Below are 24089 nucleotides of genomic sequence, written 5' to 3' on the forward strand. Positions count from 1 at the left end.
CAGCTGAGCTGGGCCGGCTGAGCTCGGGCCGGCTGGGTTTGTGCCGGCTCAGGCGCTGGCGAGCACCACGGCGACGGCCTTGTTGAGCACGACGAGGCCCTCGCGGGTCACCTTGGTGGCGCCACCCCTGGGGGTCGTCCGGTTGTCACACGCGGAGGTCCACTTCAGACCCGACTTCGAGGCGATCAGGGCCGAGGTCTCGGGCATCGTGCCCGCCTTGACGCCGCAGGCCTTGGCCGCGGCGGTGAAGACACCCTGCGGCAGGTTGCCGCCGACGGTCACCTTGGCGGTGGGGATCGAGAGCTGTCGGCAGAGGCGGTCCAGCTGGGCCTGCATGCCGTCGCCGAAGACGTTGCGACCGCCGGCCGGGGACAGGGCCCGGTCGTCGTCACCTCGGCAGGATGCGCACCACTCCGGATTCAAGCCATGCCTGCAGTCGGTGCTCATCCCGTCAACCTAGCCCCTCCCGGCACTCCCTCCGACCGCGTCGATCGGCGAGCGGCTTTCGCCAAGGCCGGGATCCGCGCCTTCCCGAACGCTACGATTCCCAGCGGGGGTCGCGGCTGTTGTGGGGACTCCCTCCTGCCCGTCCCACCCCCAGGAGTCGTCCGTGTCCTCGACCGTCCTCGCTGACTCGCCCGTGCGCCGCATGCGGCGCCTTGTCGTCCTCGTGCTCGCCACCGTCCTCGGTGCCACCCTTGCCCTGGCCGCGGCCACTCCGGCCCAGGCAGCTACGGGACAGGCGCAGACGCAGGCAGCCTCCGACTACGCCATCACCGGCGTCGTCACCGGCCTCGACGCGGCCGGACGTGCGGTCCCGCTCGCTGACGCCTACCTCTATGCCGAGCCGGTCGACTGGGCCGACCCGCGCAACCACTACGGCACGACGGACGCGGCGGGGCGCTTCACGATCGACGTCACCGAGCCGGGCGAGTACACGCTCTATGCCAACTGCCACTCGGGCACGGCCTGCAGCAACACCTACGCGAGCCAGTACTACGACCAGGCCAACGGCCACGGGGCCGCCCAGACCATCGTCGTGAGCACGACGACGCCGGTCACCGCCAACATCCGGCTCCTGCGGTGGGCGACCGTCACGGGCAAGGTCACCGGCCCGGCCGGCGCGCCGATCGCCGGCATCACCGTCGAGTCGTCGCCGATCAACGGTGGCTCCGTCGTGAGCACCCTGACCGACGCCACCGGCGCCTACACGCTCGCCAAGGTCATCCCGGGCCAGGCGCAGATCACCGCTCGCGAGGACTGGGACAAGCACTACTGGGCCCCCGAGTACTGGAACGGCACGACCACGAGCACCCCGGCATACCCCGATCCGGCACCGATCCTGCCCGAGGGACCGACGGTCACGACGGCCAACTTCCAGCTCGCACCGCAGACCGGCTTCACCGCTGAGGCCGTGGACACGGCGGGCGCTCCCATCCAAGGGCTCAGCTGGACGGTCTACACCCACAACACTGAGACCGGTCAGTGGGACACCCCGCAGTACGGCCCTCGCCAGACGGACACCAAGGGCCAGTTCTTCTGGAGGACCGCAGTGGGCGGCCGCTACAAGATCTGCTTCTCCGACGACTACTACGGTCCGGAGGCACCCGCCCGCGACCTCCGCTACGGCTCGCGCTGCTGGGACAACGCGGCCGACAGCACCACCGCGACGATCTTCACCCAGCCCGCGACGCCCGAGCAGCGCACGATGCGCGTCGTCCTGCCCGTCGTCGGCAAGTCCCTCACCGCGAGCGACCCGTGGGTCAACGGGGCCGCCCGGGTCGGGTCGCCGTTGACGGTCCACCCGGGTGCCTGGGGCCCGACCGGCGTGCAGCTCGCCTACCAGTGGGGCATTCGCGAGGCCGCCACCGACTACGTCTTCACCCCGATCGCCGGTGCCACGGGTGCCAGCTTCACCCCGACCACCGCCCACCAGGGCAAGTCGGTCTCCGTCCGCGTGACAGGAACCCTCGCCGGTTATGCTCCCGCGACGATGTGGAGCATCGGGTATGCCGTGGGCTCGGGTGTCGTCCTCACCTCACCGTTGCGGATCGACGGGACGGTCGCCACGGGTCAGGTGCTCACGGCGAACCACGGCACCCCGAGCAGTGGCGCTGCCATCGACTACGACTCCTACGAGTGGCGCGTCGACGGCGGGACCGTGGGCTGGGACAAGACGCTGACCGTGACCGCGGCCATGGCCGGCAAGGCGATCAGCGTGCGCTACTACCTCCGCACCGATGCCGGCAACGACGACACGACCTATGTCGCGACGGTCGGAGGCAGCCAGGGCACGCTCACGGCCCCGACCCCCACGATCACCGGCACGGCGAAGGCGGGCTCCACGTTCACGGCCAACCCCGGCACGTGGGGACCGGCTCCCGTCACCCTGACCTACCAGTGGAAGCGGGCCGGCGTCGCCATCGCCGGAGCGACGGCCAGCACCTTGGCGCTCACCGGCGCCGACACGGGCAAGACGCTCACCGTCACCGTGACAGGCACCAAGTCGGGCTACACCACGACGGCCAAGACCTCAGCGGCCACGGCCGTCGTCGCAGCCGGCACCCTCACGGCGCCGACACCGACGATCAGTGGGTCCACGACCGTCGGCTCCACCCTCACGGCCGTGCCCGGCACGTGGGGTCCGGCACCGGTGACGCTGGCCCACCAGTGGTACCGCGCGGGTGTCGCCATCTCGGGCGCCACCGCGAGCACCTACAAGCTCACCAGCACCGACCTCGGCAAGACCCTCACCGTTCGCGTCGTCGGCTCCAAGACCGGCTACACCGCGGTGGCGAAGACCTCGATGGCGACCTCCACGGTCCTTGCGGCACTCACGGCCCCGACGCCGACGATCACCGGGACGGCCAAGGCCGGCTCCCGGCTCACGGCCAACCCCGGCACCTGGGGTCCGGCTCCGGTCACCCTCGCCTACCAATGGCGCCGGGCCGGCGTGGCCATCACCGGAGCCACCGCGAGCAGCTACGTGCTCACCGGCACCGACACGGGCAAGACGATCACGGTCACCGTGACCGGGACGAAGTCCGGCCACACCTCGGTCGCCAGGACCTCCGCGGCCACGGCCGTGATCGCCGCCGGCACGCTCACCGCGCCGACACCCACCATCACCGGGACCAGGACCGTCGGCTACACCCTCACCGCCACGCCCGGCACCTGGGGACCGGCCCCGGTCACGCTGGCCTACCAGTGGTACCGCGCGGGTGTCGCGATCTCAGGCGCCACGGCGAGCACCTACAAGCTCACGACAACCGACCAGGGCAAGACCCTCACGGTGCGGGTCACCGGCTCGAAGACCGGCTACACGGCGGTGGCCAAGATGTCCGCCGCGACCACCGCGGTGCTGGGTGCGCTGACCTCGGCCGTCCCGACGATCACCGGGACGACCCGGGTCAGCTACACCCTCACCGCCACGCCCGGCACCTGGGGACCGGCCCCGGTCACCTTCGCCTACCAGTGGTACCGCGCGGGTGTCGCCATCTCGGGCGCCACGGCGAGCACTTACAAGCTCACCACCACCGACCGGGGCAAGACCCTCACGGTGCGGGTCACCGGCTCGAAGGCCGGCTACATGACGGCAGGCCGGATCTCCGTCGCGACGGCGACCATCCTCTGAGCCTCATCGAGGGGTGTGGACGCGGAACTCGTTGCCGTCGGGATCGACCATTGCGACCCAGCTGACGTCGCCTTGACCGATGTCGACGCGTGAGGCGCCGAGGGCGACGAGGCGCTCCACCTCGGCCTCGTGGTCACCGTCGACGGACGTGGCGAGCTCGAGGTGAAGCCGGTCCTTGCCGTCCTGCTGGGCGACGGGCGGTCCGCTCCACGTCACCTTCGAGCCGCCCCGGGGTGACTGGATCGCGGTCTCCTGGGCCTGGTCCCAGACGAGCGGCCACGTCAGAGCCTTGCTCCAGAAGTAGCCGACCGCCTGGGTGCCCTCGCAGTTCACCGCCCCGATGAGGTCGGTGTCGGCGAGGAAGGTGTTGCCGGGCGGGATGACGCAGAACTCGTTGCCCTCGGGGTCGGCGAGCACCACGTGACCCTCCTCGGGGAGCTGGCCGACATCGAGGTGGGTGCCACCCAGTCCGAGCGCCCGCTCGATCGTCGACTGCATCACCTCGTCGGACGAGCTCGTGAGGTCGAAGTGGATCCGGTTGGGGCCGACACGTGGCTTGGTCGACGGCATGAACCGGACCTTGAAGCCGTGGTCGTCGCGCGGCGGCAGGACGATGCCCCCCTCCTGATCGACGGTCATGACGCGACCCAGGACCCCGCCCCAGAACTGCGCGAGCACAGCCGGATCGCTCGCGTCGAACGTGACGGCGAGGAGGTGAGAGGTCATCGGCAAGCTCCGCTCTGCAGGCTCACCGGCGCTGGTGGGGTGCTCCCGCCGGTCGGCCGGTGAGGCGAACCACGCTAGGTCGCGTGCGGCATACGCAGCAATGTGTTTTCGGGGCGCGAGCCTCAGCGGGAGGGGGCATGGCGGCTGATCGCGTCAGTGAGCCGCTCGACCAGGGGTGAACGCAGGCGCCAGGACTGCCAGTGGAGCGGCACGTCCACGTGGTCGCGAGCGCTGAGCCGGACCAGGCTGCCGCTCTCGAGGTCGGCAGCGCACTGCACCAGGGGCAGCGCTCCCCACCCCAGACCCGCTCGGACAGCCTCGGCGAAGGCCTCCGACGACGGGATGCGGTGCGTCGGTGGGTCGACCTCGACTCCGTGGCGACGCAGGACCCGCCGTTGGAGGTCGTCGTGGTCGTTGAACTCGAGCACCGGCAGGCGAGCCCAGTCCACGCCACGACCCGTCGCGAACCGGGCGCGCAGGTCGGGCGTGGCCACGGGGAGGTAGCGCATCGCCCCGATCCGCTCGACCGAACACCCTTGCACCGGGGTCGGGTTCGACGTGACGGCGCCCAGCACGGTGCCGGCACGGAGGAGCTCGTGGCTGTGCCCCTCGTCCTCGACGTGGAGCCTCAGCACGACACCGTCCCACACGGCGACCTCGGCCAGGATCGGCCGGAACCAGCTCGCCAGCGAGTCCGCGTTGACGGCGACGGGCAGCTCGCGCGGGGCGGCGGACTCGTCGAGAGCGGCCCGCGCCTCCTGCTCGAGCAGGTGCTGCTGGCGGGCGAGCCGGACGAGCACCTCGCCGGCAGTCGTCGGCTCGCACGGCAGCCCACGTCGCACGACCACCTGACCCATCGACTGCTCGAGCGCCTTGATCCGCTGGCTCACCGCCGAGGGGGTGATGTGCAGCTGTCGAGCGGCCGCCTCGAAGGTCCCGCCGTCGACGACGGCCAGGAGCGCGCGGAGCTGTTCGGTGTGCACGGTCTCGATCCTAGATGAAGCGGCACTAAGGGATACTCAGAAATCTTCGCTGGTCTTCACAAGCGCCGGGACCTAACGTCGAGGGCGATGAACACCACGATCCTTGCCACCGTCCTCGCCGGCATGCTGTCCGGCCTCTCGCTCATCGTCGCCATCGGCGCCCAGAACGCGTTCGTCCTGCGTCAGGGAGTGGCGCGTCAGCACGTCGGCGTCGTCGTCGCGATCTGTGCTGTCAGCGACGTCGCCCTCATCGTCGCGGGAGTGGTCGGGGTGGGGGCTGTCGTCGAGGGGCACCCCACGGTCCTCCGCATCGTCACCGTCGGCGGGGCGGCATACCTCGTCTGGTTCGGTGTGCGATCCCTCCTCGCAGCCCGGCACCCGAAGGCACTCACCGCCGGCCTGCCCACCGCGAAGTCCTCCGTCGTGGGGACGGCCTTCGCGCTCACGTGGCTCAACCCGCACGTCTACCTCGACACGGTGCTCATGCTCGGCAACCTCAGCACGAGCCACGGGCCGACCGGGCGGTGGTGGTTCGGTCTGGGTGCCTGCGTCGCGAGTCTGCTGTGGTTCGCCGGCCTGGGGTATGCCGCCCGCCTCGCCTCCCGCTGGTTCGCTCAGCCGCGCACGTGGCAGGTGCTCGACGTCGTCATCGGGCTGGTGATGTTCGCGCTCGCGGGGATGCTGCTGCGCTCCATCTTCTGAGGGTTGCTGGTCGGTTCGCGTGCCAGACTCCTCGGCGTGGCCATGCACCCGAGCGACCTGTCCGACGACGCCCTCACCTTCCTGCAGGATCGGCACCTGGCGACGTTGACGACGCTGCGTCGGGACGGGAGTCCGCACGTCGTGCCGGTGGGCTTCACTTGGGACGCCGACGCGCACGTCGCTCGCGTCATCACCAGCGGCAGCTCCCAGAAGGCCCGCAACGCCGCGCGGTCCGGCCGGGTCGCGATCTGCCAGGTGGACGGGCGGCGATGGCTGTCGTTCGAAGGCACGGGTCGCGTGCTCGACGACCCGGAGTCGGTGGCTGACGCCGTGACGAGATATGCCGTCCGCTACCGGCAGCCACGGGTCAACCCGGCTCGGGTCGTCATCGAGGTCGCCGTCGACCGCATCCTCGGCAACGTCTGATCCGCTGAGCGCCGGGTGACGGCACTGGTCACCCCTGGCCCGAAAGTGTCACGGGCCCACTGACGAGTGGGCCTTCCGCGGCGGGTCGCGAAGGCGGATCATCAGGTGTGTGTGGGCCGTGCGCCCGTCCGGCTCCGCGCAGGAGGTGGACCGTGTCCTACCCACGTCGTGTCGCCGCAGGTGTGGTCGCAGCTCTGGGGGCTCTGGCGATCGGCATCGTCGTGCCCGCCCCTGCCATCGCCGAGCCCAGCACTCCCGCCAGCTACCCGACCGCATCCTCGGCCACCCGACTGCAGGGTTACTTCTTCGACACCTGCACCGCCCCGTCGCTGAGCGCCCTGGCCGCCTGGCGCGGGAGGTCGCCCTACACGGGCGTCAACATCTACTTCGGCGGTCGCAACCGTGGCTGCGCGCAACCCAACCTCACACCGTCGTGGGTCCAGAGCGCGGCTGCCGCTGGGTGGTCGCTCGTCCCGACGTACTTCGGTGACCAGCCGTTCTGCATGTCCGGGAGCAAGCCCTACCGGTATGCCGCGAGCGGCGCCGCTGCACGTGGGGCGGCTGACGGCAACGACGCGGTGGCCAAGGCGCGCGCCCTGGGGCTGCGTGCGGGCAGCGCGCTGTATGCCGACGTCGAGCACTACGACCGCGCAGCTGCCGGGTGCACCCCGGCCGTCCGGACCTATGTCTCGGAGTGGACGCGTGCCCTGCACCGGGCCGGCTTCCTGGCCGGCGTCTATGTGCACCAGGAATCCGGGCTGCGTGACCTCGCCTACGGCTACAACTGGACGTCGTACGCCCGGCCGGACGCGGTCTGGATGGCGCGGTGGGACAACGTCGCCACGGTCACCAACTGGCCCACGGCGAGCAACAGCCTGTGGGCCGAGTGGCAGCGATCCAAGCAGTACCGCGGTGACCACAACGAGACCTGGGGCGGCGTGACGATGAACATCGACAGCGACGTCATCAAGGGCCCGGTCGCCACCGTCGCCAAGAACTACCGCGTTACGAGCACGTCCACCCTCAACGTCCGCAGCGGCCCCTCGAGCGCCTACCCGATCATTGGCACGCTGGCCCCGAACGCCACGGTGTCGGTGGTCTGCCAGTCCCGCGGCCAGGTCGTCGGCACCACGTCCGTGTGGGACCGGATCACGAGCGGTGGCTTCGTCACCGACCGATATGTGTCGACTCCCTCCACGACCGGCTTCAGTGCCGGGTTGCCCATCTGCAGCTATCCGGGGCAGCTCAACATCTCGACACCGGTCAACACGCGCTCGGGTCCCGGGACGGCGTATGCCGCGAACGGCACCGTCCAGGGCGGCGGCCTGGCCTACGTGGCGTGCCAGAAGGCCGGGACGAAGGTCGGCACGACCAGCGTCTGGAACCAGCTCGTCGACGGCCGCTGGCTCAGCGACTACTACGTCGCGAACGCCTCCAACACGACCTACAGCGCCCCCGTCCCCCGCTGCCCCTGAGCGGCAGCTGAGGCGGGCGGGGGGTCAGACCTTGCCGCGCAGGATCCGCTTGAAGTACGTCACCGGCAGCGCGTAACGGTCGACAACCCACGTCATCCGTCGCGGCTGGACGAGGTCGGGGAAGGGCACTGTCGGCGCGGGCTGACCCTCACGGTCGATCTCGACGAGCATGAGCCTGTGGCGGGCCACCGTGATCGGCATGACGGTGTAGCCGTCGTACTGCTCGAGCTCGTCCGTGTCCTTGGCGAGGATGTTGGGCGAGAGGACCGCAACCTGTTTGCGCAGGGCACCACCCGAGGGCTTGATGCCGAGGTTGGCGACGTCACCGAGCGACCACACCGCGTCGTGTCGTCGGTGGCGCAGGGTCAGCGGGTCGACGTCGACCAGGCCGGCCTCGCTGTCTCCGGCCAGACCGCTGTCGGCGATCCACGTGGGGGCGCGGTAGGTCGGGATGACGTGGGCGTAGGTGAGGTCGTCGAGAACGATCTCGCCGTCGGGAGTCGTCACCGTCACCTGCCGCGCGCCCGCCCCGGTGACGCGCGCGTTGCGCAGAACCTGCACGCCGTATGCCGCGAGCACGCCTTCGAGGATCGCGTCCGCCCTGGGCACGCCGAGGGGTGTGGGGCCGGGCAGCACAAGGTGCACGTCGATGTCCTCCAGCACCCCCTCCTGCTGCCAGTGGTCGCACGCCATGGACAGCGGCTTGAGGGCGGTCGCCGCACAGGGCGCTGGTTCGGGAGGCATCGAGAACACGACCCGCCCCCTCGTGAGGTCCCGCAGGGCAGGCCACACCTTCGGGGAACTCTCGACGAGGAAGGTCGACCCGGCCCAGCCCGCGGCATACCCTGCTTTGAGTCCGGGGATGGCATCCCAGTCCTCGTCGAGGCCGGTGGCGACGACGAGTGTGGTGCAACCGATCGTGCGGCCGTCGCGTGTCGTGACACTCGGCCCGCCGGGGTCGCAGGAGACGACGCGGTCCTGGATCCACGTCGCGTCGTCGGGCATCACCGAGGCGGCTGGCCGCTCGAGGTCGTCCATCGTCGCCTCACCGCCCCCGACGTAGTTGAGCATCGGGCGGTAGCGGTGGACCGACTCCGACTCGGCGATCGCGACGTCCTGCGCACCGTCACGAATCAGCCTGGCTGCCAACGAGATCCCCGCGTTGCCACCCCCGACGATCAAGACCTCGTGATGGTCCATGTCGTCCTCCGTCAGTTGCGACCTGGACCTCCGACCGTAGTTGCAGGAGTCAGACCGTGGCGGGGCGGCGAGGGGTCAATCCGCTGACCACGAGCGCGGTTGCGCCCAGCACGACCGTGAGCTCGGCCTCATCCTCCTCCGACGAGGAGGATGAGGCCGAGGCCCCACATCCCGGTCCCGTCGGCGGTGGCTGAGCGACCGTCCTCAGGCGAAACCCTTGGGCCAGGTGGTATCTGTGCCGATGGAAGGGCTAGACATGGAGGGTGCCCCATGCCCCGAGCGACCACTTCGTCCATGTCCGCGGAGCCACCGAGAACAACCTCAAGAACATCGACGTCGACCTGCCGCGCGATGCGATCGTCGCGTTCACCGGTGTCTCCGGCTCGGGGAAGTCCTCGCTGGCGTTCGGCACGCTCTACGCCGAGGCGCAGCGCCGCTACTTCGAGTCCGTCGCGCCCTATGCCCGCCGACTGCTCCAACAGGTCGGCGCCCCGCACGTGCAGGAGGTCACCGGACTGCCTCCGGCCGTGGCGCTGCAGCAGCGACGTGGTGCGCCGAGCTCGCGCTCGAGCGTGGGGACCCTGACAACGCTGTCGAACCTCGTGCGGATGCTCTACTCGCGTGCCGGCACCTACCCCGAGGGTGCGAACAGGCTTGAAGCAGAGGCGTTCTCGCCCAACACCGTCGCCGGTGCGTGTCCGCGCTGCCACGGACTGGGGGAGGAGCACGACGTCACCGAGGAGCTGATGGTGCCGGACACCTCGCTGAGCATCCGCGAGGGCGCGATCGCCGCGTGGCCCGGTGCCTGGCAGGGCGCGAACCTGCGCAGCATCGTCTCGGGGCTGGGGATCGACGTCGACACACCGTGGCGCAAGCTCAAGGCCAAGGACCGCAAGTGGCTGCTCTTCACCGACGAGCAGCCCAAGGTGCTGATCAAGCCCGAGCGCGACCGGATCGACCACGGCTACTACGGCCTGTTCTGGAGCGCCCGCGCGCACGTCAACCACGTCCTTGCGACCTCCAAGAGCCAGATGATGCGCGACAAGGCGATGCGCTTCGTCCGCAGCATGCCGTGCTCGGCGTGCGGGGGCACCGGGCTGCAGGCCGAGTCGCTCCGCGTGACCTTCCGGGGCCTCAACATCGCGCAGACCAACGCGTTGTCGTTCATCGAGCTGGTCGAGCTGCTGCGTCCGGTCGCCGAGCTCACCGAGGCCGGGGCGGCGACGTCGTCGGCCGACTCGGGGGAGGCGACCGAGGTGGCGGTGCGGATCAGTGCCGACCTCGTGGCGCGGGTGCAGGTGCTGCTCGACCTGGGGTTGGGCTACCTGTCGCTGGGGCGCAGCTCGACCACGCTCTCGCCAGGAGAGGCGCAGCGCCTGCGGATCGCGACCCAGCTGCGCTCGGGGCTCTTCGGGGTCGTCTACGTGCTCGACGAGCCCTCCGCAGGGCTGCACCCGGCCGATGCCGAGCCGCTGCTCAACGTGCTCGACACCCTCAAGAACTCGGGCAACTCGCTCTTCGTCGTCGAGCACGACCTCGACTTCGTGCGGCGGGCCGACTGGGTCGTCGACATCGGTCCGGGCGCGGGGGAGCACGGCGGTGAGGTCCTCTACTCAGGGCCGGTCGCGGGGTTGGCGACGGTCGAGGCGTCGATCACCGGCGACCACCTCTTCGGTCGCGCGGTCCCGCTGGAGCGGCCTCAGCGCACCCCTCACGGATGGCTGCACCTGCACGGGGTCAGCCGGCACAACCTCGTGGACCTCTCGGTCGACATCCCGCTGTGCGTCATGACGACGGTGACGGGGGTGTCGGGCTCGGGCAAGTCGACGCTCGTCTCGCAGGTGCTCGCCGAGCTCGTCCGACGCCACCTGGGCCAGGCCGTCGACGACGCGGAGGACAGTGAGCTCGAGATCGACGTCGACGACGCCACCGGACTGGAGGCCTTCGACCGGATCGTGCGCGTCGACCAGCGCCCGATCGGTCGCACGCCACGCTCGAACCTCGCCACCTACACCGGACTCTTCGACGCGGTGCGCAAGGTGTATGCCGCCACACCTGAAGCGCGTACGCGCGGCTACGGGGCCGGTCGCTTCTCCTTCAACGTGGCCGAGGGTCGGTGTGAGACCTGTCAGGGCGAGGGCTTCGTCTCGGTCGAGCTGCTCTTCCTCCCTGGCACGTACGCACCGTGCCCGACCTGCCACGGAGCGCGCTACAACGCGGAGACCCTGGAGATCGAGTACCGCGGCAAGAACGTCGCCGAGGTGCTGGCGCTGTCGGTGGACGAGGCTGCCGAGTTCTTGGCCGACGTGCCGGCCGCCGCCCGCAGTCTCACGACGTTGCGCGAGGTGGGGCTGGGGTATCTGCGGTTGGGCCAGCCGGCGACGGAGCTGAGCGGCGGTGAAGCCCAGCGGATCAAGCTGGCCACCGAGCTCCAACGAGCCCGACGCGGGCACGCGCTGTATCTCCTCGACGAGCCGACGGCCGGGCTGCACCCCGCCGACATCGCGCTGCTGCTGCGTCAGCTGCACCGTCTGGTGGACGCCGGCAACACCGTGGTGCTGGTCGAGCACGACCTCGACACCATCGTCAGCGCGGACTGGGTCATCGACCTCGGTCCCGGCGGCGGCGACCAGGGTGGTCGCGTGGTCGCCACAGGGACTCCTGAGCAGGTCGCCACGGCAGAAGGCAGCGCCACCGCGCCGTACCTCGCCGCCCGACTCGCCTCGCACGGCAAGGGCCAGTAGCCGTGTCGAACGGCCACTGACGAAGGATCGCGACACCTCCAGGCAGGAAATCTCGCCGTGCCGACACGCTTCGCCGCAAGACCACGGAGCTCGACCGTGCCCACGGTCGAGAGGAGGCGGCGGTGCGCACCAGAGCGACCGGGTGGACCACATCGACGACGACGTCCTGCGACTCATCTTTCTGACCCGGCACCCCGTCCTGACCCCGGAGTCCCGTGTCGCCCCTGGAGCTGCGCCTCGTGGGCGGACTCAGCACCGCCGAGACCGCCTGCGGGTTCCTGGTCACCGAGTCGACCATGGGTCAGCGGATCTCGCGGGTAGAGGAGACGCTCTCGGCGAACCTCGTCGAGGTCGAGCTTCTACCGGGCCAGCTCGGACCCAGCGCATCGACGACGTCATGGCCGTGAACTACCTGATCTTCAACGAGGGATCCAGCTGCTGGGGGCCACGCGCCGAGAACGTGCGGGACCAAGTCGGTACCTGCGAAGCGGTCTATTTTCCGAGCCCACGAACAGCGATCGAGAACCTCGTGGACGGGCATCGTGTGGGTGCGCGCGCGTATGCCACAGAGCGGCAGCGAACCGGTGCCGAAGACGACTTCCGACTGCTCGTGAAGGACTCCACTTCAGCCGCGTTTGAGTTCTTCGAGGCGCTAACCGGGACTCGTGGCCGGGAGTGGCTCGTCATCAAAGCACTGCCGCATGTCATGGGGGTACGGACGCGAAACCCCTTCCCGATAGACAGGAAGGGCCTTCGACCTGTGGTGGAGACTAGGGGGTTCGAACCCCTGACCCCCGCCTTGCAAAGGCGGTGCTCTACCAGCTGAGCTAAGTCCCCGTGTTGAGTTGGTGTCAGCTGCCTGCGGTGGGGGTGACCGCGGGGCGGTCGTCGGTGGCCTCGGCCCACAACCGCTGGTCGGCGCCCTGCGCGTCGAGCTTCTTCTTGACAAGGCCGGCGGTGAGCGCGGACAGGGCGACGAAGAGGATCTTCTTCACAGGAGTACCACCTTGTGGGTCGAGGATCGGATGGTGGGCCTAAGAGGACTTGAACCTCTGGCCTCTTCCTTATCAGGGAAGCGCTCTAACCGTCTGAGCTATAGGCCCGTCGCCAATCCGGCGGCGCCCCCGTCACGGCGGCGCGAGAGACGAGGTTACCCCACCCCTGCGCCTACCCACAAAACGGTATGCCGCCCGCTCACGAGAGCGGGCGGCATACCGGATGTTCGTGCTCGCGGTTTCGCACCGGAAGCTCTCACTTCGCTGCATCGCGGCGGTCAGGCGAGGTGAGAGAAACCCACTTCAGGCGGGAAAGGTCAGTCGTCGGTGAGGGTCAGCTGGAGGCCGCCGACGAGGCTGCTCGACACGTTGTAGAGGAAGGCCGCGAGGGTCGCGAGCGCCGTCATGAGGATGACGTCGATGACGCCGACGACGATCGCGAGGGAGACGACCCGGCCGAAGCCGAGGAAGTCCATGATGTCGAAGGTGTTCTCGCCGTCCTGGATGATCTGGCCGACGAGGCCGTTGACCTGGTCGAAGACACCCATGCCGGCGAGGATCATCCACAGCACCGAGACCATGACGACACCGGCGATGCCGAGCGCCACGGACAGCAGGAACGACATCTTCATCGCCGACCAGGGGTCGACGCGGGAGACGGTGAGTCGCACGCGGCGACCGGTTGCGCGGGCAGCCTGCGGTGCGGCGGCCGAGGACCCGTTGGCCACCCGGCCGTCGCGCTCGGCGCGCGGAAGCGGACGCGAGGACTCAGGCGAAGAACCCGACACCGATCGCATCGAGGTGCCTGCCTGGTCTGCCGTGCTCACTCGTCGCCTCCGTCGCCCTCTGCGCCACCGGCAGCGTCGTTGTCGTCGTCGCCGTCGGTGCTCTTGTCCACCGACGGTACGCCATCGGCCACGTCGCGGTCACGCTCGGCGCCTGTGTCCGTGGACGTGTCGAGATCGGTCTCCACGTCGGTGCCGGGGTCGGTGTCCACCGGCGTCCCGTCCACCGGGGAGACACCCTCGGCGTCGGCCTCGGCGACCTCCTCCTCGACGACCTTCTCGGCGTTCCGGGCCACTCCGACGATCGCGTCGTTCTTGCCCGGCTTCGCGAACCAGACGCCGCCGGTGTTGCGGCCGGTGAGCCGGACCTCGTCGACGCGCGAGCGGACGATGTTGCCGCGCTCGAAGACGACCATGACCTCGTCGTCCCCGGAGACGGTGAGGGCGCCGACGAGGTCGCCACCCTTCTCGGTCTGCTTCGCGACCGTGACACCGAGGATCGCGCGACCCTTGACGTTCCACTGCGAGGCCAGCGAGCGCTTGGCCAGGCCGGACTCGAAGACGACGAAGACGTCGGGGTCGGTGCCGTCCTCGATGACCGACATCGCGAGGAGCGAGTCATCGCCCCGGAACTTCATGCCGGTGACCCCCGACGTCGAGCGACCCATCGGTCGCAGCGTCGCGTCGTCGGCGTGGAAGCGGACCGACTGACCCTTCTTGGACACGAGGAGCAGGTCGTCGGCCGACGACGTCAGGCCGGCGCCGACGAGCTCGTCGCCGTCGCGCAGGTTGACGGCAATGAGACCGCCGGTGCGCGGGGAGTCGTACTCGGCCAGCCTCGTCTTCTTGACGAGGCCGTTCTTCGTGGCGAGGACGAGGTAGGGCGAGTCGCTGTAGTTGCGCAGCGCGAGGACCTGGGCGATGTGCTCGTCGGGCTGGAACGCCATGATGTTGGCGACGTGCTGGCCCTTGGCGTCACGGCTGGCGTCGGGCAGCTCGTAGGCCTTGGCGCGGTAGACCCGGCCGAGGTTGGTGAAGAAGAGCAGCCAGTGGTGCGACGTGGTCGTGAAGAAGTGCGCCACGACGTCCTCGCCACGCAGCTGCGCACCCTTGACGCCCTTGCCGCCGCGCTTCTGCGAGCGGTAGGCGTCGACCTTGGTGCGCTTGGCGTAGCCACCCCGGGTGATCGTCACGACGACGTCCTCCTCGGGGATGAGGTCCTCCATCGACATGTCGCCGTCGAAGCCGTGGATGATCGAGCGGCGCTCGTCGCCGTACTTCGCCACGATCTCGGCGAGCTCCTCGGACACGATGGTCCGCTGACGCTCGGGCTTGGCGAGGATGTCCTGGTAGTCCTCGATCTCGCGCTGGATCGCGTCGTGCTCGTCGATGATCTTCTGGCGCTCCAGGGCAGCCAGACGGCGGAGCTGGAGCTCGAGGATCGCGCGAGCCTGGATCTCGTCGATCTCGAGGAGCTCGATGAGGCCGTCGCGGGCCGCCTCGGCCGTGGGGCTGCGACGGATGAGGGCGATGACCTCGTCGAGCAGGTCGAGCGCCTTGAGGAGTCCACGGAGGATGTGGATGCGGTCCTCGGCCTCCTTGAGGAGGTAGGCCGTGCGGCGCTGGATGACATCGATCTGGTGGTCGACCCAGTGCCGGATGAACGCGTCGATCGGCAGCGTGCGCGGCACCCCGTCGACGAGCGCGAGCATGTTGGCGCTGTAGTTGGACTGCAGCTGGGTGTGCTTGAAGAGGTTGTTGAGCACGACCTTGGCGACGGCGTCACGGCGTAGCACGATGACGAGGCGCTGACCGGTGCGGCCGGACGTCTCGTCACGGATGTCGGCGATGCCGTGCAGGCGTCCGTCCTTGACGTGCTCGGCGATCTTCTGCGCGAGGCTGTCGGGGTTGACCTGGTAGGGCAGCTCGGTGATGACGAGGCACTGCCGGCCCTGGATCTCCTCGACCTCGACGACGGCCCGCATGATGATCGAGCCGCGGCCCGTGCGGTAGGCGTCCTCGATGCCCTTGCGGCCCATGATGAGCGCGCCGGTGGGGAAGTCGGGGCCCTGGATCCGCGCCATGACGGCGTCGAGCATCTCGTCGCGCGTCGCCTCGGGGTGCTCGAGCACCCACAGGGCGGCGTCCGAGACCTCGCGCAGGTTGTGCGGCGGGATCTGGGTGGCCATGCCGACCGCGATGCCCGACGAGCCGTTGACGAGCAGGTTGGGGAAGCGCGCCGGCAGCACCGTCGGCTCCAGCGTCTTGCCGTCGTAGTTCGGGGCGAAGTCGACGGTCTTCTTGTCGATGTCGCGCACGAGCTCCATCGACAGCGGCGCCATGCGGCACTCGGTGTATCGCGGAGCAGCGGCCGGGTCGTCGCCGGGGCTGCCGAAGTTGCCCTGCCCCTGCACCAGCGGGTAGCGCAGCGACCAGTCCTGGACCAACCGGACCAACGCGTCATAGATCGCGCCATCACCGTGCGGGTGGTACTGACCCATGACGTCACCGACGACGCGGCTGCACTTGTTGAAGCCGCGGTCGGGCCGGTAGCCACCGTCGTACATCGCGTAGATGACGCGCCGGTGCACCGGCTTCATGCCGTCCCGCACATCCGGCAGCGCCCGCGACACGATGACCGACATCGCGTACTCGATGTAGCTGCGCTGCATCTCGGTATTGAGGTCGATCGGCTCGACCCGGTCCGTCTCCCCAGGAGACCGGTCCTGCACCACAGATCCAAGCTCGTTGGGCGCGTCAACGTCCACGTTCTCGTTGTCGGTGCCATCGATGTCGTCAGCCATCAGTTCCCTTGTCTCTCAGTGCAATTCAGAAGCAGCTGTATGCCGCAAAGTTCAGTTCGTGCGGAGGCCGAGTGCCGCCGTGGCCCGGGAGTGAGCCGACGTGCCGTTCAAGGCAACAGCGCTTGGAAGGTGCCGTCCACAGGAGCGGACGAACGTCCCGTTCGCCGCTGGCTGGGCCTGGCGGGAGCGCGGAGCGCGGCCAGCGCGCGCAGCGCGGATGGGACTGCGGCGAACGGGATGTTCGTCCGCGACCCAGCACACCGGCATACGCATCAGATGTCGAGAAAACGCACGTCGCGAGCGTTGCGTTGGATGAACGACCGCCTCGACTCGACGTCCTCGCCCATGAGCACCGAGAAGATCTCATCGGCAGCGGCGGCGTCGTCGAGGGTGATCTGGAGCAGGACCCGGTTGTCGGGGTCCATCGTGGTCTCCCACAGTTCCTGGTAGTCCATCTCGCCGAGGCCCTTGTAGCGCTGGATGCCGTTGTCCTTGGGCATGCGGCGACCCTTGCTCTGACCCTCGGCGACGAGGGCGTCTCGCTCGCGGTCGGTGAACGCGAACTCGTGGGCGGAGTTGCTCCACTTGATGCGGTAGAGCGGGGGCTGCGCGAGGTAGACGTAGCCGGCCTCGATGAGCGGCTTCATGAACCGGAAGAGCAGGGTCAGCAGCAGCGTGCGGATGTGCATGCCGTCGACGTCGGCATCGGCCATGATCACGATCTTGTGATAGCGGGCCTTGTCGATGTTGAAGTCCTCGCCGATGCCGGTGCCGAAGGCCGAGATCAGCGCCTGGACCTCCTGGTTGGCCAGGGCCTTGTCGAGGCGGGCGCGCTCGACGTTGAGGATCTTGCCGCGGATCGGGAGGATCGCCTGGTTGAAGGGGTTGCGGCCACGCACGGCCGAGCCACCGGCGGAGTCACCCTCGACGATGTAGACCTCGGAGACCGCGGGGTCCTTGGCCTGGCAGTCGCGCAGCTTGCCGGGAAGGCCGCCTGACTCGAGGACGCGCTTGCGGGTGGCCTCGCGGGCCTTGCGCGCGGCGAGGCGGGCGGTCTGGGCCTGGATCGCCTTGCGGACGATCTCCCTGCCCTCGTTGGGGTGGCGCTCGAGCCAGTCACCGAACGAGTCGGTCATGGCGCGCTGGACGAAGCCCTTGACCTCGGAGTTGCCGAGCTTGGTCTTGGTCTGGCCCTCGAACTGGGGCTCGCCGAGCTTGACGCTGATGACGGCGGTGAGGCCCTCGCGGACGTCGTCGCCGGTGAGGTTCTCGTCCTTGTCCTTGAGCTGGTTCTGCTTGCGCGCGAAGTCGTTGATCATCTTCGTCAGCGCCGCGCGGAAGCCCTCCTCGTGCGTGCCACCCTCGTGGGTGTTGACCGTGTTGGCGTAGGTATGGACCGACTCGCTGTAGGCGGTGGTCCACTGCATGGCGAGCTCGAGGTTGAGCTCGCGGGAGGCGTCCTCGACCTCGATGCTGATGATGTCGGGGTGGACCGGGTCGGACTTCTTGCTCTGCACCAGGTGCGTGACGTAGTCGATGAGGCCGCCGGGGTAGCAGTAGCTGACCTCGCGCTTCTGGCTCTCGCTCGCGTCGACCGTCTCGGCCTCGTCCTCGGCGCTCTGCTGCACCCGCTCGTCACGCAGGTTGATCGTCAGGCCCTTGTTGAGGAAGGCGTACTGCTGGAAGCGGGCCCGGATCGTCTCGTAGTCGTAGGCGACCGTCTCGAAGATCTGGTCGTCGGCCCAGTAGGTGATCGTCGTGCCGTGGTCGTCGCTCTCGCCGACCTGCTCGAGGGGGGCGAGACGCTCACCGTGGTCGAACTCGATGCGCCACACGTGCCCGAGCTGACGGACCTCGGCGATGAGCCGGGTGGCGAGCGCGTTGACGACGGACGAGCCGACGCCGTGGAGCCCACCGGAGACCTTGTAGCCACCGCCGCCGAACTTGCCGCCCGCGTGCAGCTGGGTGAGGACGAGCTCGACCGTGGAGACACCGTAGGCGTCGTTCATGCCGGTTGGGATGCCACGGCCGTTGTCGGCCACGCGCACGCCACCGTCGGCGAGGAGGGTGACGTCGATCGTGTCGGCGTGGCCGGCGAGGGACTCGTCGACCGCGTTGTCGACGATCTCCCAGACGAGGTGGTGCAGGCCGCGCTCACCGGTGGAGCCGATGTACATGCCCGGACGCTTGCGGACCGCCTCGAGGCCCTCGAGGACCTGGATGGCTGACGCGTCGTAGGTCGCGTCGTCGGCGACCCTGGAGGTGTTGCCGGTCGGTGTCGTCAGCGCGCCCTCCACGGGAGTAGCGGGGGCTGCAGCGGGCGTCTGCGCCGCGGCGCTCGGGGACGGGTCCGGCACCGCTGCTGCGGTGGTGTCCTGCGTCTCGATGCTGTTGTCGTCGGGCGTGCTGGGCACGGTGCTCCTTCAGCTGGTCTGGCTCATGCCGCGCGCCCGGGGCGGGAAAGGGCCCTGGGCGCGACGTTCACCCTGAAGTTTACCCGTCAGCACCGTCAGCGCGAGCCAGTGCAGGCCCGGGAAGCCACTTTTCTCAGGTTTTCATGGGTGGCGACGACCCGGCATACGCCCCCCACCCCTCTCCGGCCCTCTGAGGCAGGTTTTGGACTCTGCCCCGGCGCCTCCGCCGGGAACCTCTCACCTCGCCTGACCGCGGCGGCCGGGCGAGGTGAGAGAAACCCACTTCAGGCGGGAAAGGTGAGGTCAGCGGCCGGTGGTGAAGAAGGTCCAGGTGCCGTCGCCGGCGATGCCGACCCGGTAGCCGGTGTAGCCGCCGTCGTTCGTGCGCATCCGGTCCGCGGCCGACCTGGTCAGCAGTCCGGAGGCCACGACCTTGTCCCACTCTGCCTCGTCCTGGGCATACCGCTCCGAGAAGACCTTGGGCTGGATCGTCCCGTCGAAGGTCTCGGTCGGCTCCATGGCGAGCAGGGTCGCGAGGGCGACGAAGTTCTGCGGCGTGCTCGAGGTGAAGATCGCCGAGGGCGCCCTCTCGCCGGCCAGGCCGGTCGAGTCCGCCTGGGCCAGGGCGATCAGTGTCCTGGCGTCACAGGCCTTGGCCGCGCTGTGGATCTTCCTGGCCTTGGCCGCGGCCGCAGCGGACATGCCCGTCGTCCTCGTCGCGCCCGCCCTGGCGGCAGAGCATGAGGGCTCGGGGGCGGGCGGCTTGGTCGTCGGTGCGGCAGTGGTCCTGGTGGGCGTCTCGCTGGGAGTTGCCGTCCGGGTGGCCGAGGGTGTCGCCGTGACGGTGGGGGTGACGCTGGGCGTCGTCGGGGTGGGCGTCGGCGTCGGGGTCTCCGACTCGCTCTCGCTCGTGCTCGCCGAGGCCGAGGCCGAGGGCGAGGTCTCGCTCGACGTCGAGGCCGAGGGGGCGGCCGTGGGTTCGTCGTCCGAGCACGCGGTCAGGGCGAGGGCGGCCAGGAGCAGTGGCGCCGCAGCGCGCGTGAAGCGTGCGGACAGGAGGGTTCCCCGAGGCGTCATGGCGACCACTGTAACGGGAGTGACTGATGTGACTCGGGATGCCGGTGCCCGCGTCGTGCGGTGGTCACCCCTGGGCGGCGCGGTTGCGCTCGACGACCTCGCGCACGACGTCCGGCAACGCGACCGTGTGCCGGTCGGTCCGGTCGACATAGACCTGCGCCCAGAGCCCGTGCGCGGCAAGGTCGTCGCGGCCCTCGGCGAAGAGGCCGAAGGCGAAGGTGACGCTCTTGGTGCCGACGCGCTCGACCCGGACGCCGACGTCGATCGGCTGGGGGTAGGCCAGCTCGGAGTAGAAGCGGCACGACGACTCAGCGACGACACCCAGCGACTGCGAGGTCGTCTCGTCGATGCCGGTCTCGCGGATGAGCCAGGCGTTGAGGACCGAGTCGAAGAGCTCGTAGTAGACGGCGTTGTTGAGGTGGCCGTACATGTCGTTGTCCGACCAGCGCGTCGAGACCCGCTGGATCTCCGGGAAGTCGGAGCGTCGCAGCGTGCGTGGATCTGCGGTGCTTCCAGGGGTTCCGGCGTCCGGCGTCATGGGCCGAGCCTAGTTCGGCCCTCGGTGCGAGGATGCGACCCATGGATCGCATGGCGCTGCTGTCGGACGTGCACGGCAACCTCACGGCATACGAAGCCGTGCTGGCCGACATCGAGCGCCGCGGGATCGAGCGCATCGCCAACCTCGGTGACTACGTGGGCAAGGGGCCCCGGGGGCGCGAGGTGGTCGAGCTGTCGCAGCAGCGGTGCGAGGTCAACCTGCTCGGCAACTGGGACGACTTCCTGCCCGATCCGCAGCGGGACTACGACGACGCGGCCATGCAGTTCTGGCTCGGGCAGCTCGCCCCCGGGCAGGGCGACTGGTTGCGGGCGCTGCCCTTCAGCCACGACTTCTGGCTGAGTGGGCGTCGCGTCCGGCTCTTCCACGCGAGTGAGGAGACGGTGCATCGGCGGGTCCACTACGTGCGCACGCAGAGCGAGTTCGAGGCCCTGTTCACCAACACCGCTGCCACGGGTGACGGCCCGCTGCCAGACCTCGTCGGCTACGCGGACACCCATGACCCGATGTACGAGTGCCAGAGCCAGGGGCGCACCGTCTTCAACACCGGCAGCGTGGGCAACTGCATGGGTGACCCGACGCCCATCTACTGCATCCTCGAGGGCGAGCTCGGCAGCGAGGAGCCTGCTCCGTGGTCGGTGGCCTACGTGCGCGTGCCCTACGACGTCGAGTCCGAGCTGGCCGTGGCCCGGGAGATGGGTATGCCGCAGCTCGACGCCTACGAGCTGGAGCTCCGCCACGGCGTCTACCGTGGGGCGCTCGACCAGTGGCGCGCCGGGAAGCCGGCCACCGGCTATCACGAGCGATAGCCGGCGACCGGCGACGTCGACCCGCGATCAGGCGGCGGGGAGCACCGAGCCGTCGGACCAGGTCTTCTCGATGAAGGCCTTGACCTCGGGCGAGTGGAGCAGCTCGTCGAGCTTCTTGAGCGACGCGTTGTCCTTGTCCGACTCCTGCACGGCGAGGAAGTTGGCATAGGGGTTGCCCTCCGCGTCCTCGACGAGGATCGCGTCCTTGGACGGCGACAGGTTGGCCTCGAGGGCGTAGTTGCCGTTGATGACGGCGACGTCGAGGTCGTCGAGCGAGCGCACGAGCTGAGCCGGGTCGGTCTCGACGAACTTCAGCTTCTTGGCGTTCTGGTCGACGTCGTAGATCGTCGCGTTGGTGGCGTCCTTGCCCTCCTTGAGGGTGATGACACCCGCCTCGGCGAGGAGCTCGAGCGCGCGGCCCTGGTTGGACGGGTCGTTGTTGATGCCGACCTGGGCGCCGGAGGGCAGGGCCGCGACGTCCTTGACCTTCTTGGAGTACAGCGCGAACGGCTCGATGTGGACGCCCTCGTAGTGCGCGAACTTGTAGCCGCGGTCCTTCACCTGCGCCTCGTAGTAAGGCAGGTGCTGGTAGAAGTTCGCGTCGAGGGTGCCCTCGGCGAGCTGCACGTTGGGCTGGACGTAGTCGTCGAAGGACTTGATGTCGAGGTCGAGACCGGCCTTCGGCGCGAGCTCCTTGTCGACGAACTCGAGGATCTTGGCGTGCGGCGTCGGGGACGCACCGACGACGAGCGTGGTGATGCCCTTGTCGTCGGCCTCGGGTCCGCTGGAGTCGCCGCCTCCGGCACCACAGGCCACGAGGCTCGAGACGGCGAAGAGGGAGATGCCGGCGACGAGTGCGGGGCGGCGGAGCGAGGACATGGGTGTTTCCTTCCGGTATGCCGGTCAGTGACCGACGTGGGTTGAGCCGCCGTGGGCGGCCGATCAGGTGCGCCGACCACGTTGTCGGGAGCGGGCGGCATACGCCGCGGTGGTTCGGGGGCGGTTCAGCGGTGGTCGACGGTGCGGGCCACACGGTCGCCGACGACCTGGACGAGCTGGACGACGACGACCAGCAGGACGACTGCGGCGATCATGACGTCGGTCTGGAAACGGTTGTAGCCGTAGGACATCGCCGTCGCGCCGAGCCCTCCGCCACCGACGGCACCGGCCATGGCGCTGTAGCCGATGAGGGCGATGACCGTCGTCGTGAGGCCGGCGACGATGCCGGGCAGGGCCTCGGGGAGGAGCACCTTGCGGGTGACGTCCCAGCGGGTCGCGCCCATGATCGTCGCAGCCTCGACCTTGCCGGAGGACACCTCACGCAGTGACGTCTCGACGAGGCGGGCGAAGAACGGCACCGCGCCGACGGTGAGCGGCACGATCATGGCCCGCCACCCGACGGTCGTCCCCGCGATGAAGCGGGTGATCGGGATGATCGAGATCATCAGGATGAGGAACGGCAGTGAGCGTCCGACGTTGACGACCGCACCGAGGACCCGGTTGACGCCCCCGTTGGGGGCGATGCCGCCCGGGGAGCTGTTGTGGAGGAGCACGCCGACGACGACGCCGAGCACGGCCGTGATGAGCGCCGAGCCGAGGGTCATGGCCAGGGTCTCCCAGAGCGCGGTCGGGAGCCCGTCGGTGATGACCGGGTTGTCGAGCCAGGTGGGGTCGGTCTCGAAGGTCATGCGGCCACCTCCGGGTGGAGGCGGGCGTTCTCGAGGAGCTCCCGGGCGTGCTCGGTGGTCGAGGCGTCGGCGAGCTCGACGAGCAGCCGGCCAACCCGACGGCCGGCGATCGTCTCGACCGTGGCCGCGGCGACATCGGACTCGATGCCCTCGTTGCGCAGGAGGGCGATGACCCCGTCGATGGTGCCGACCGTGGACTCGGGATGTCCGAGGGCGACCTGAAGGCGCGCGAGTCCGCCCGGAGCCGGTTCGACGAGGGGGATCAGCTCGCGGTGCAGCCGGGTGGTCGGGTCGGCGATGACGTCACCGAGACGCCCCTGCTCGACCACGGCGCCATCACCGAGGAGGGTCACGGCGTCGCAGATCTCGCGGACGACCGAGGGCTCGTGGGTGATGATGACGACGGTGATGCCCAGCCGGTCGCGCAGCTCACGGAGCAGGGCGAGGATCGAGCCGGTCGTGCTGGCGTCGAGGGCCGAGGTGGGCTCGTCGCAGAGCAGGATCTCGGGGCCCGCGGCGAGCGCCCGGGCGATGCCGACGCGCTGCTGCTGGCCGCCTGAGAGCTGGCCCGGGTGGTTCTGGGCGCGGTCGGCGAGTCCGACGAGGTCGAGGAGCTCGGCGACCCGGGCGTCGCGCCGGGCCTTGTCCCAGCCGGCGATCTCGAGGGGCAGCGCGACGTTGTCGGCGGCCGTGCGGGAGTCGAGGAGGTTGGCGTGCTGGTAGACGACCCCGAACCGGCGGCGGGCCGCGCGCAGCTCCTCGCCGCGCAGGGTCGTGATGTCCTCGCCGGCGACGACGACCTCGCCCGCGGTGGGGCGTTCGAGTCCGGTGAGGCAGCGGATCAGGGTCGACTTGCCGGCGCCGGACCGCCCGACGATGCCGTGGATCTCGCCACGCGGGACGATGAGCGAGACCCCGTCGAGGGCCTTGACCGTCGCGCCGCGAGCGTCGAAGACCTTGGTGAGGTCACGTACGGCCAGTGCCGCCTGATCAGATGAATCGTCAACCACGCGCTCATAATGCCAAGTTATTCAAGTGATAACCAAATCGCGCGGATGGGGGTGGGTTTGT

At 69.5% G+C, this 24089-nt stretch carries 20 protein-coding genes and 2 tRNA genes; 7 read left to right on the plus strand and 15 right to left on the minus strand.

Annotated features, from left to right (window positions below; translation table 11 throughout):
- Positions 1-48 precede the first annotated feature (48 nt).
- Positions 49-447 carry a hypothetical protein gene (locus ACFQW8_RS07805; RefSeq protein ID WP_380086428.1) on the minus strand — a complete coding sequence of 133 codons (399 nt, stop codon included), beginning with the start codon at positions 445-447 and terminating at the stop codon, positions 49-51.
- Between the two features lie 163 nt (positions 448-610).
- Between ACFQW8_RS07805 and ACFQW8_RS07810 the strand changes: the two genes are divergently transcribed.
- Complete coding sequence (locus ACFQW8_RS07810; RefSeq protein WP_380086429.1) at positions 611-3634, plus strand: carboxypeptidase regulatory-like domain-containing protein; 3024 nt, start codon at positions 611-613, stop codon at positions 3632-3634.
- A gap of 3 nt (positions 3635-3637) precedes the next feature.
- On the opposite strand, the gene ACFQW8_RS07815 is transcribed toward ACFQW8_RS07810, so the two are convergent.
- Both ACFQW8_RS07815 and ACFQW8_RS07820 read right to left on the minus strand, forming a co-directional pair.
- Positions 3638-4360: a VOC family protein gene (locus tag ACFQW8_RS07815; RefSeq protein ID WP_380086430.1), complete on the minus strand. Its 723-nt coding sequence runs from the start codon at positions 4358-4360 to the stop codon at positions 3638-3640.
- A gap of 122 nt (positions 4361-4482) precedes the next feature.
- Positions 4483-5343, minus strand: coding sequence for a LysR family transcriptional regulator ArgP (locus tag ACFQW8_RS07820; RefSeq protein ID WP_380086431.1), 861 nt, complete (start codon positions 5341-5343; stop codon positions 4483-4485).
- Positions 5344-5430: 87 nt separating this feature from the next.
- Here ACFQW8_RS07820 and ACFQW8_RS07825 point away from each other — a divergent pair, with 87 nt between their 5' ends.
- The 3 genes from ACFQW8_RS07825 to ACFQW8_RS07835 all read left to right on the plus strand — a co-directional run bounded on the left by ACFQW8_RS07825 (position 5431) and on the right by ACFQW8_RS07835 (position 7946).
- A complete protein-coding gene (locus tag ACFQW8_RS07825; protein ID WP_380086432.1) occupies positions 5431-6045 on the plus strand; it encodes a LysE/ArgO family amino acid transporter in 615 nt (204 codons plus the stop codon).
- A gap of 42 nt (positions 6046-6087) precedes the next feature.
- A complete protein-coding gene (locus tag ACFQW8_RS07830) occupies positions 6088-6471 on the plus strand; it encodes a PPOX class F420-dependent oxidoreductase (RefSeq protein ID WP_380088623.1) in 384 nt (127 codons plus the stop codon).
- A 152-nt stretch (positions 6472-6623) separates the two neighbouring features.
- A complete protein-coding gene (locus ACFQW8_RS07835; protein WP_380086433.1) occupies positions 6624-7946 on the plus strand; it encodes a glycoside hydrolase domain-containing protein in 1323 nt (440 codons plus the stop codon).
- A 24-nt stretch (positions 7947-7970) separates the two neighbouring features.
- On the opposite strand, the gene ACFQW8_RS07840 is transcribed toward ACFQW8_RS07835, so the two are convergent.
- Complete coding sequence (locus ACFQW8_RS07840) at positions 7971-9146, minus strand: NAD(P)/FAD-dependent oxidoreductase (RefSeq protein ID WP_380086434.1); 1176 nt, start codon at positions 9144-9146, stop codon at positions 7971-7973.
- A gap of 263 nt (positions 9147-9409) precedes the next feature.
- On the opposite strand from ACFQW8_RS07840, the gene uvrA reads away from it, so the two are divergent.
- Both uvrA and ACFQW8_RS07850 read left to right on the plus strand, forming a co-directional pair.
- Positions 9410-11890 (plus strand): excinuclease ABC subunit UvrA, encoded by a 2481-nt coding sequence (uvrA, locus tag ACFQW8_RS07845; RefSeq protein WP_380086435.1) that lies wholly within the window; start codon positions 9410-9412, stop codon positions 11888-11890.
- A gap of 215 nt (positions 11891-12105) precedes the next feature.
- The gene (locus ACFQW8_RS07850; RefSeq protein ID WP_380086436.1) at positions 12106-12297 is read left to right on the plus strand and encodes a hypothetical protein; all 192 of its coding nucleotides are present in this window, start codon (positions 12106-12108) and stop codon (positions 12295-12297) included.
- A 354-nt stretch (positions 12298-12651) separates the two neighbouring features.
- Here the strand turns inward: ACFQW8_RS07850 and ACFQW8_RS07855 are convergent.
- The 8 genes from ACFQW8_RS07855 to ACFQW8_RS07890 all read right to left on the minus strand — a co-directional run bounded on the left by ACFQW8_RS07855 (position 12652) and on the right by ACFQW8_RS07890 (position 20503).
- Positions 12652-12727: transfer RNA gene (locus ACFQW8_RS07855), tRNA-Ala, on the minus strand.
- Between the two features lie 14 nt (positions 12728-12741).
- Complete coding sequence (locus ACFQW8_RS07860) at positions 12742-12885, minus strand: DLW-39 family protein (protein ID WP_380086437.1); 144 nt, start codon at positions 12883-12885, stop codon at positions 12742-12744.
- Between the two features lie 31 nt (positions 12886-12916).
- A tRNA-Ile gene (locus ACFQW8_RS07865) sits at positions 12917-12993 on the minus strand.
- A 209-nt stretch (positions 12994-13202) separates the two neighbouring features.
- Positions 13203-13712 carry a DUF3566 domain-containing protein gene (locus ACFQW8_RS07870; RefSeq protein WP_380086438.1) on the minus strand — a complete coding sequence of 170 codons (510 nt, stop codon included), beginning with the start codon at positions 13710-13712 and terminating at the stop codon, positions 13203-13205.
- Entirely contained in the window at positions 13709-16474 is a 2766-nt protein-coding gene (gyrA, locus tag ACFQW8_RS07875) for a DNA gyrase subunit A (protein WP_380086439.1), read from the minus strand. Before gyrA ends, ACFQW8_RS07870 begins: the two co-directional genes overlap by 4 nt.
- A 272-nt stretch (positions 16475-16746) precedes the next feature.
- Positions 16747-18888: a DNA topoisomerase (ATP-hydrolyzing) subunit B gene (gyrB, locus tag ACFQW8_RS07880; protein WP_380086440.1), complete on the minus strand. Its 2142-nt coding sequence runs from the start codon at positions 18886-18888 to the stop codon at positions 16747-16749.
- A 303-nt stretch (positions 18889-19191) separates the two neighbouring features.
- Positions 19192-19965: a hypothetical protein gene (locus ACFQW8_RS07885; RefSeq protein ID WP_380086442.1), complete on the minus strand. Its 774-nt coding sequence runs from the start codon at positions 19963-19965 to the stop codon at positions 19192-19194.
- 64 nt (positions 19966-20029) lie between these two features.
- Entirely contained in the window at positions 20030-20503 is a 474-nt protein-coding gene (locus tag ACFQW8_RS07890) for an acyl-CoA thioesterase (protein WP_380086443.1), read from the minus strand.
- A 41-nt stretch (positions 20504-20544) separates the two neighbouring features.
- On the opposite strand from ACFQW8_RS07890, the gene ACFQW8_RS07895 reads away from it, so the two are divergent.
- Positions 20545-21330 (plus strand): metallophosphoesterase family protein, encoded by a 786-nt coding sequence (locus ACFQW8_RS07895; protein WP_380086445.1) that lies wholly within the window; start codon positions 20545-20547, stop codon positions 21328-21330.
- Between the two features lie 27 nt (positions 21331-21357).
- Here ACFQW8_RS07895 and ACFQW8_RS07900 read toward each other — a convergent pair whose 3' ends face one another.
- From ACFQW8_RS07900 to ACFQW8_RS07910, 3 genes are all read right to left on the minus strand, one after another.
- Positions 21358-22209, minus strand: coding sequence for a MetQ/NlpA family ABC transporter substrate-binding protein (locus tag ACFQW8_RS07900; RefSeq protein ID WP_380086446.1), 852 nt, complete (start codon positions 22207-22209; stop codon positions 21358-21360).
- A gap of 125 nt (positions 22210-22334) precedes the next feature.
- The gene (locus ACFQW8_RS07905; RefSeq protein WP_380086447.1) at positions 22335-23018 is read right to left on the minus strand and encodes a methionine ABC transporter permease; all 684 of its coding nucleotides are present in this window, start codon (positions 23016-23018) and stop codon (positions 22335-22337) included.
- Positions 23015-24028 (minus strand): methionine ABC transporter ATP-binding protein, encoded by a 1014-nt coding sequence (locus tag ACFQW8_RS07910; RefSeq protein ID WP_380086448.1) that lies wholly within the window; start codon positions 24026-24028, stop codon positions 23015-23017. The genes ACFQW8_RS07905 and ACFQW8_RS07910 overlap by 4 nt, the downstream gene beginning before the upstream one ends.
- Positions 24029-24089 lie beyond the last annotated feature (61 nt).

Origin of the sequence: Knoellia altitudinis, from assembly GCF_042666355.1 — a bacterium.
GTDB lineage: Bacteria > Actinomycetota > Actinomycetes > Actinomycetales > Dermatophilaceae > Knoellia > Knoellia altitudinis.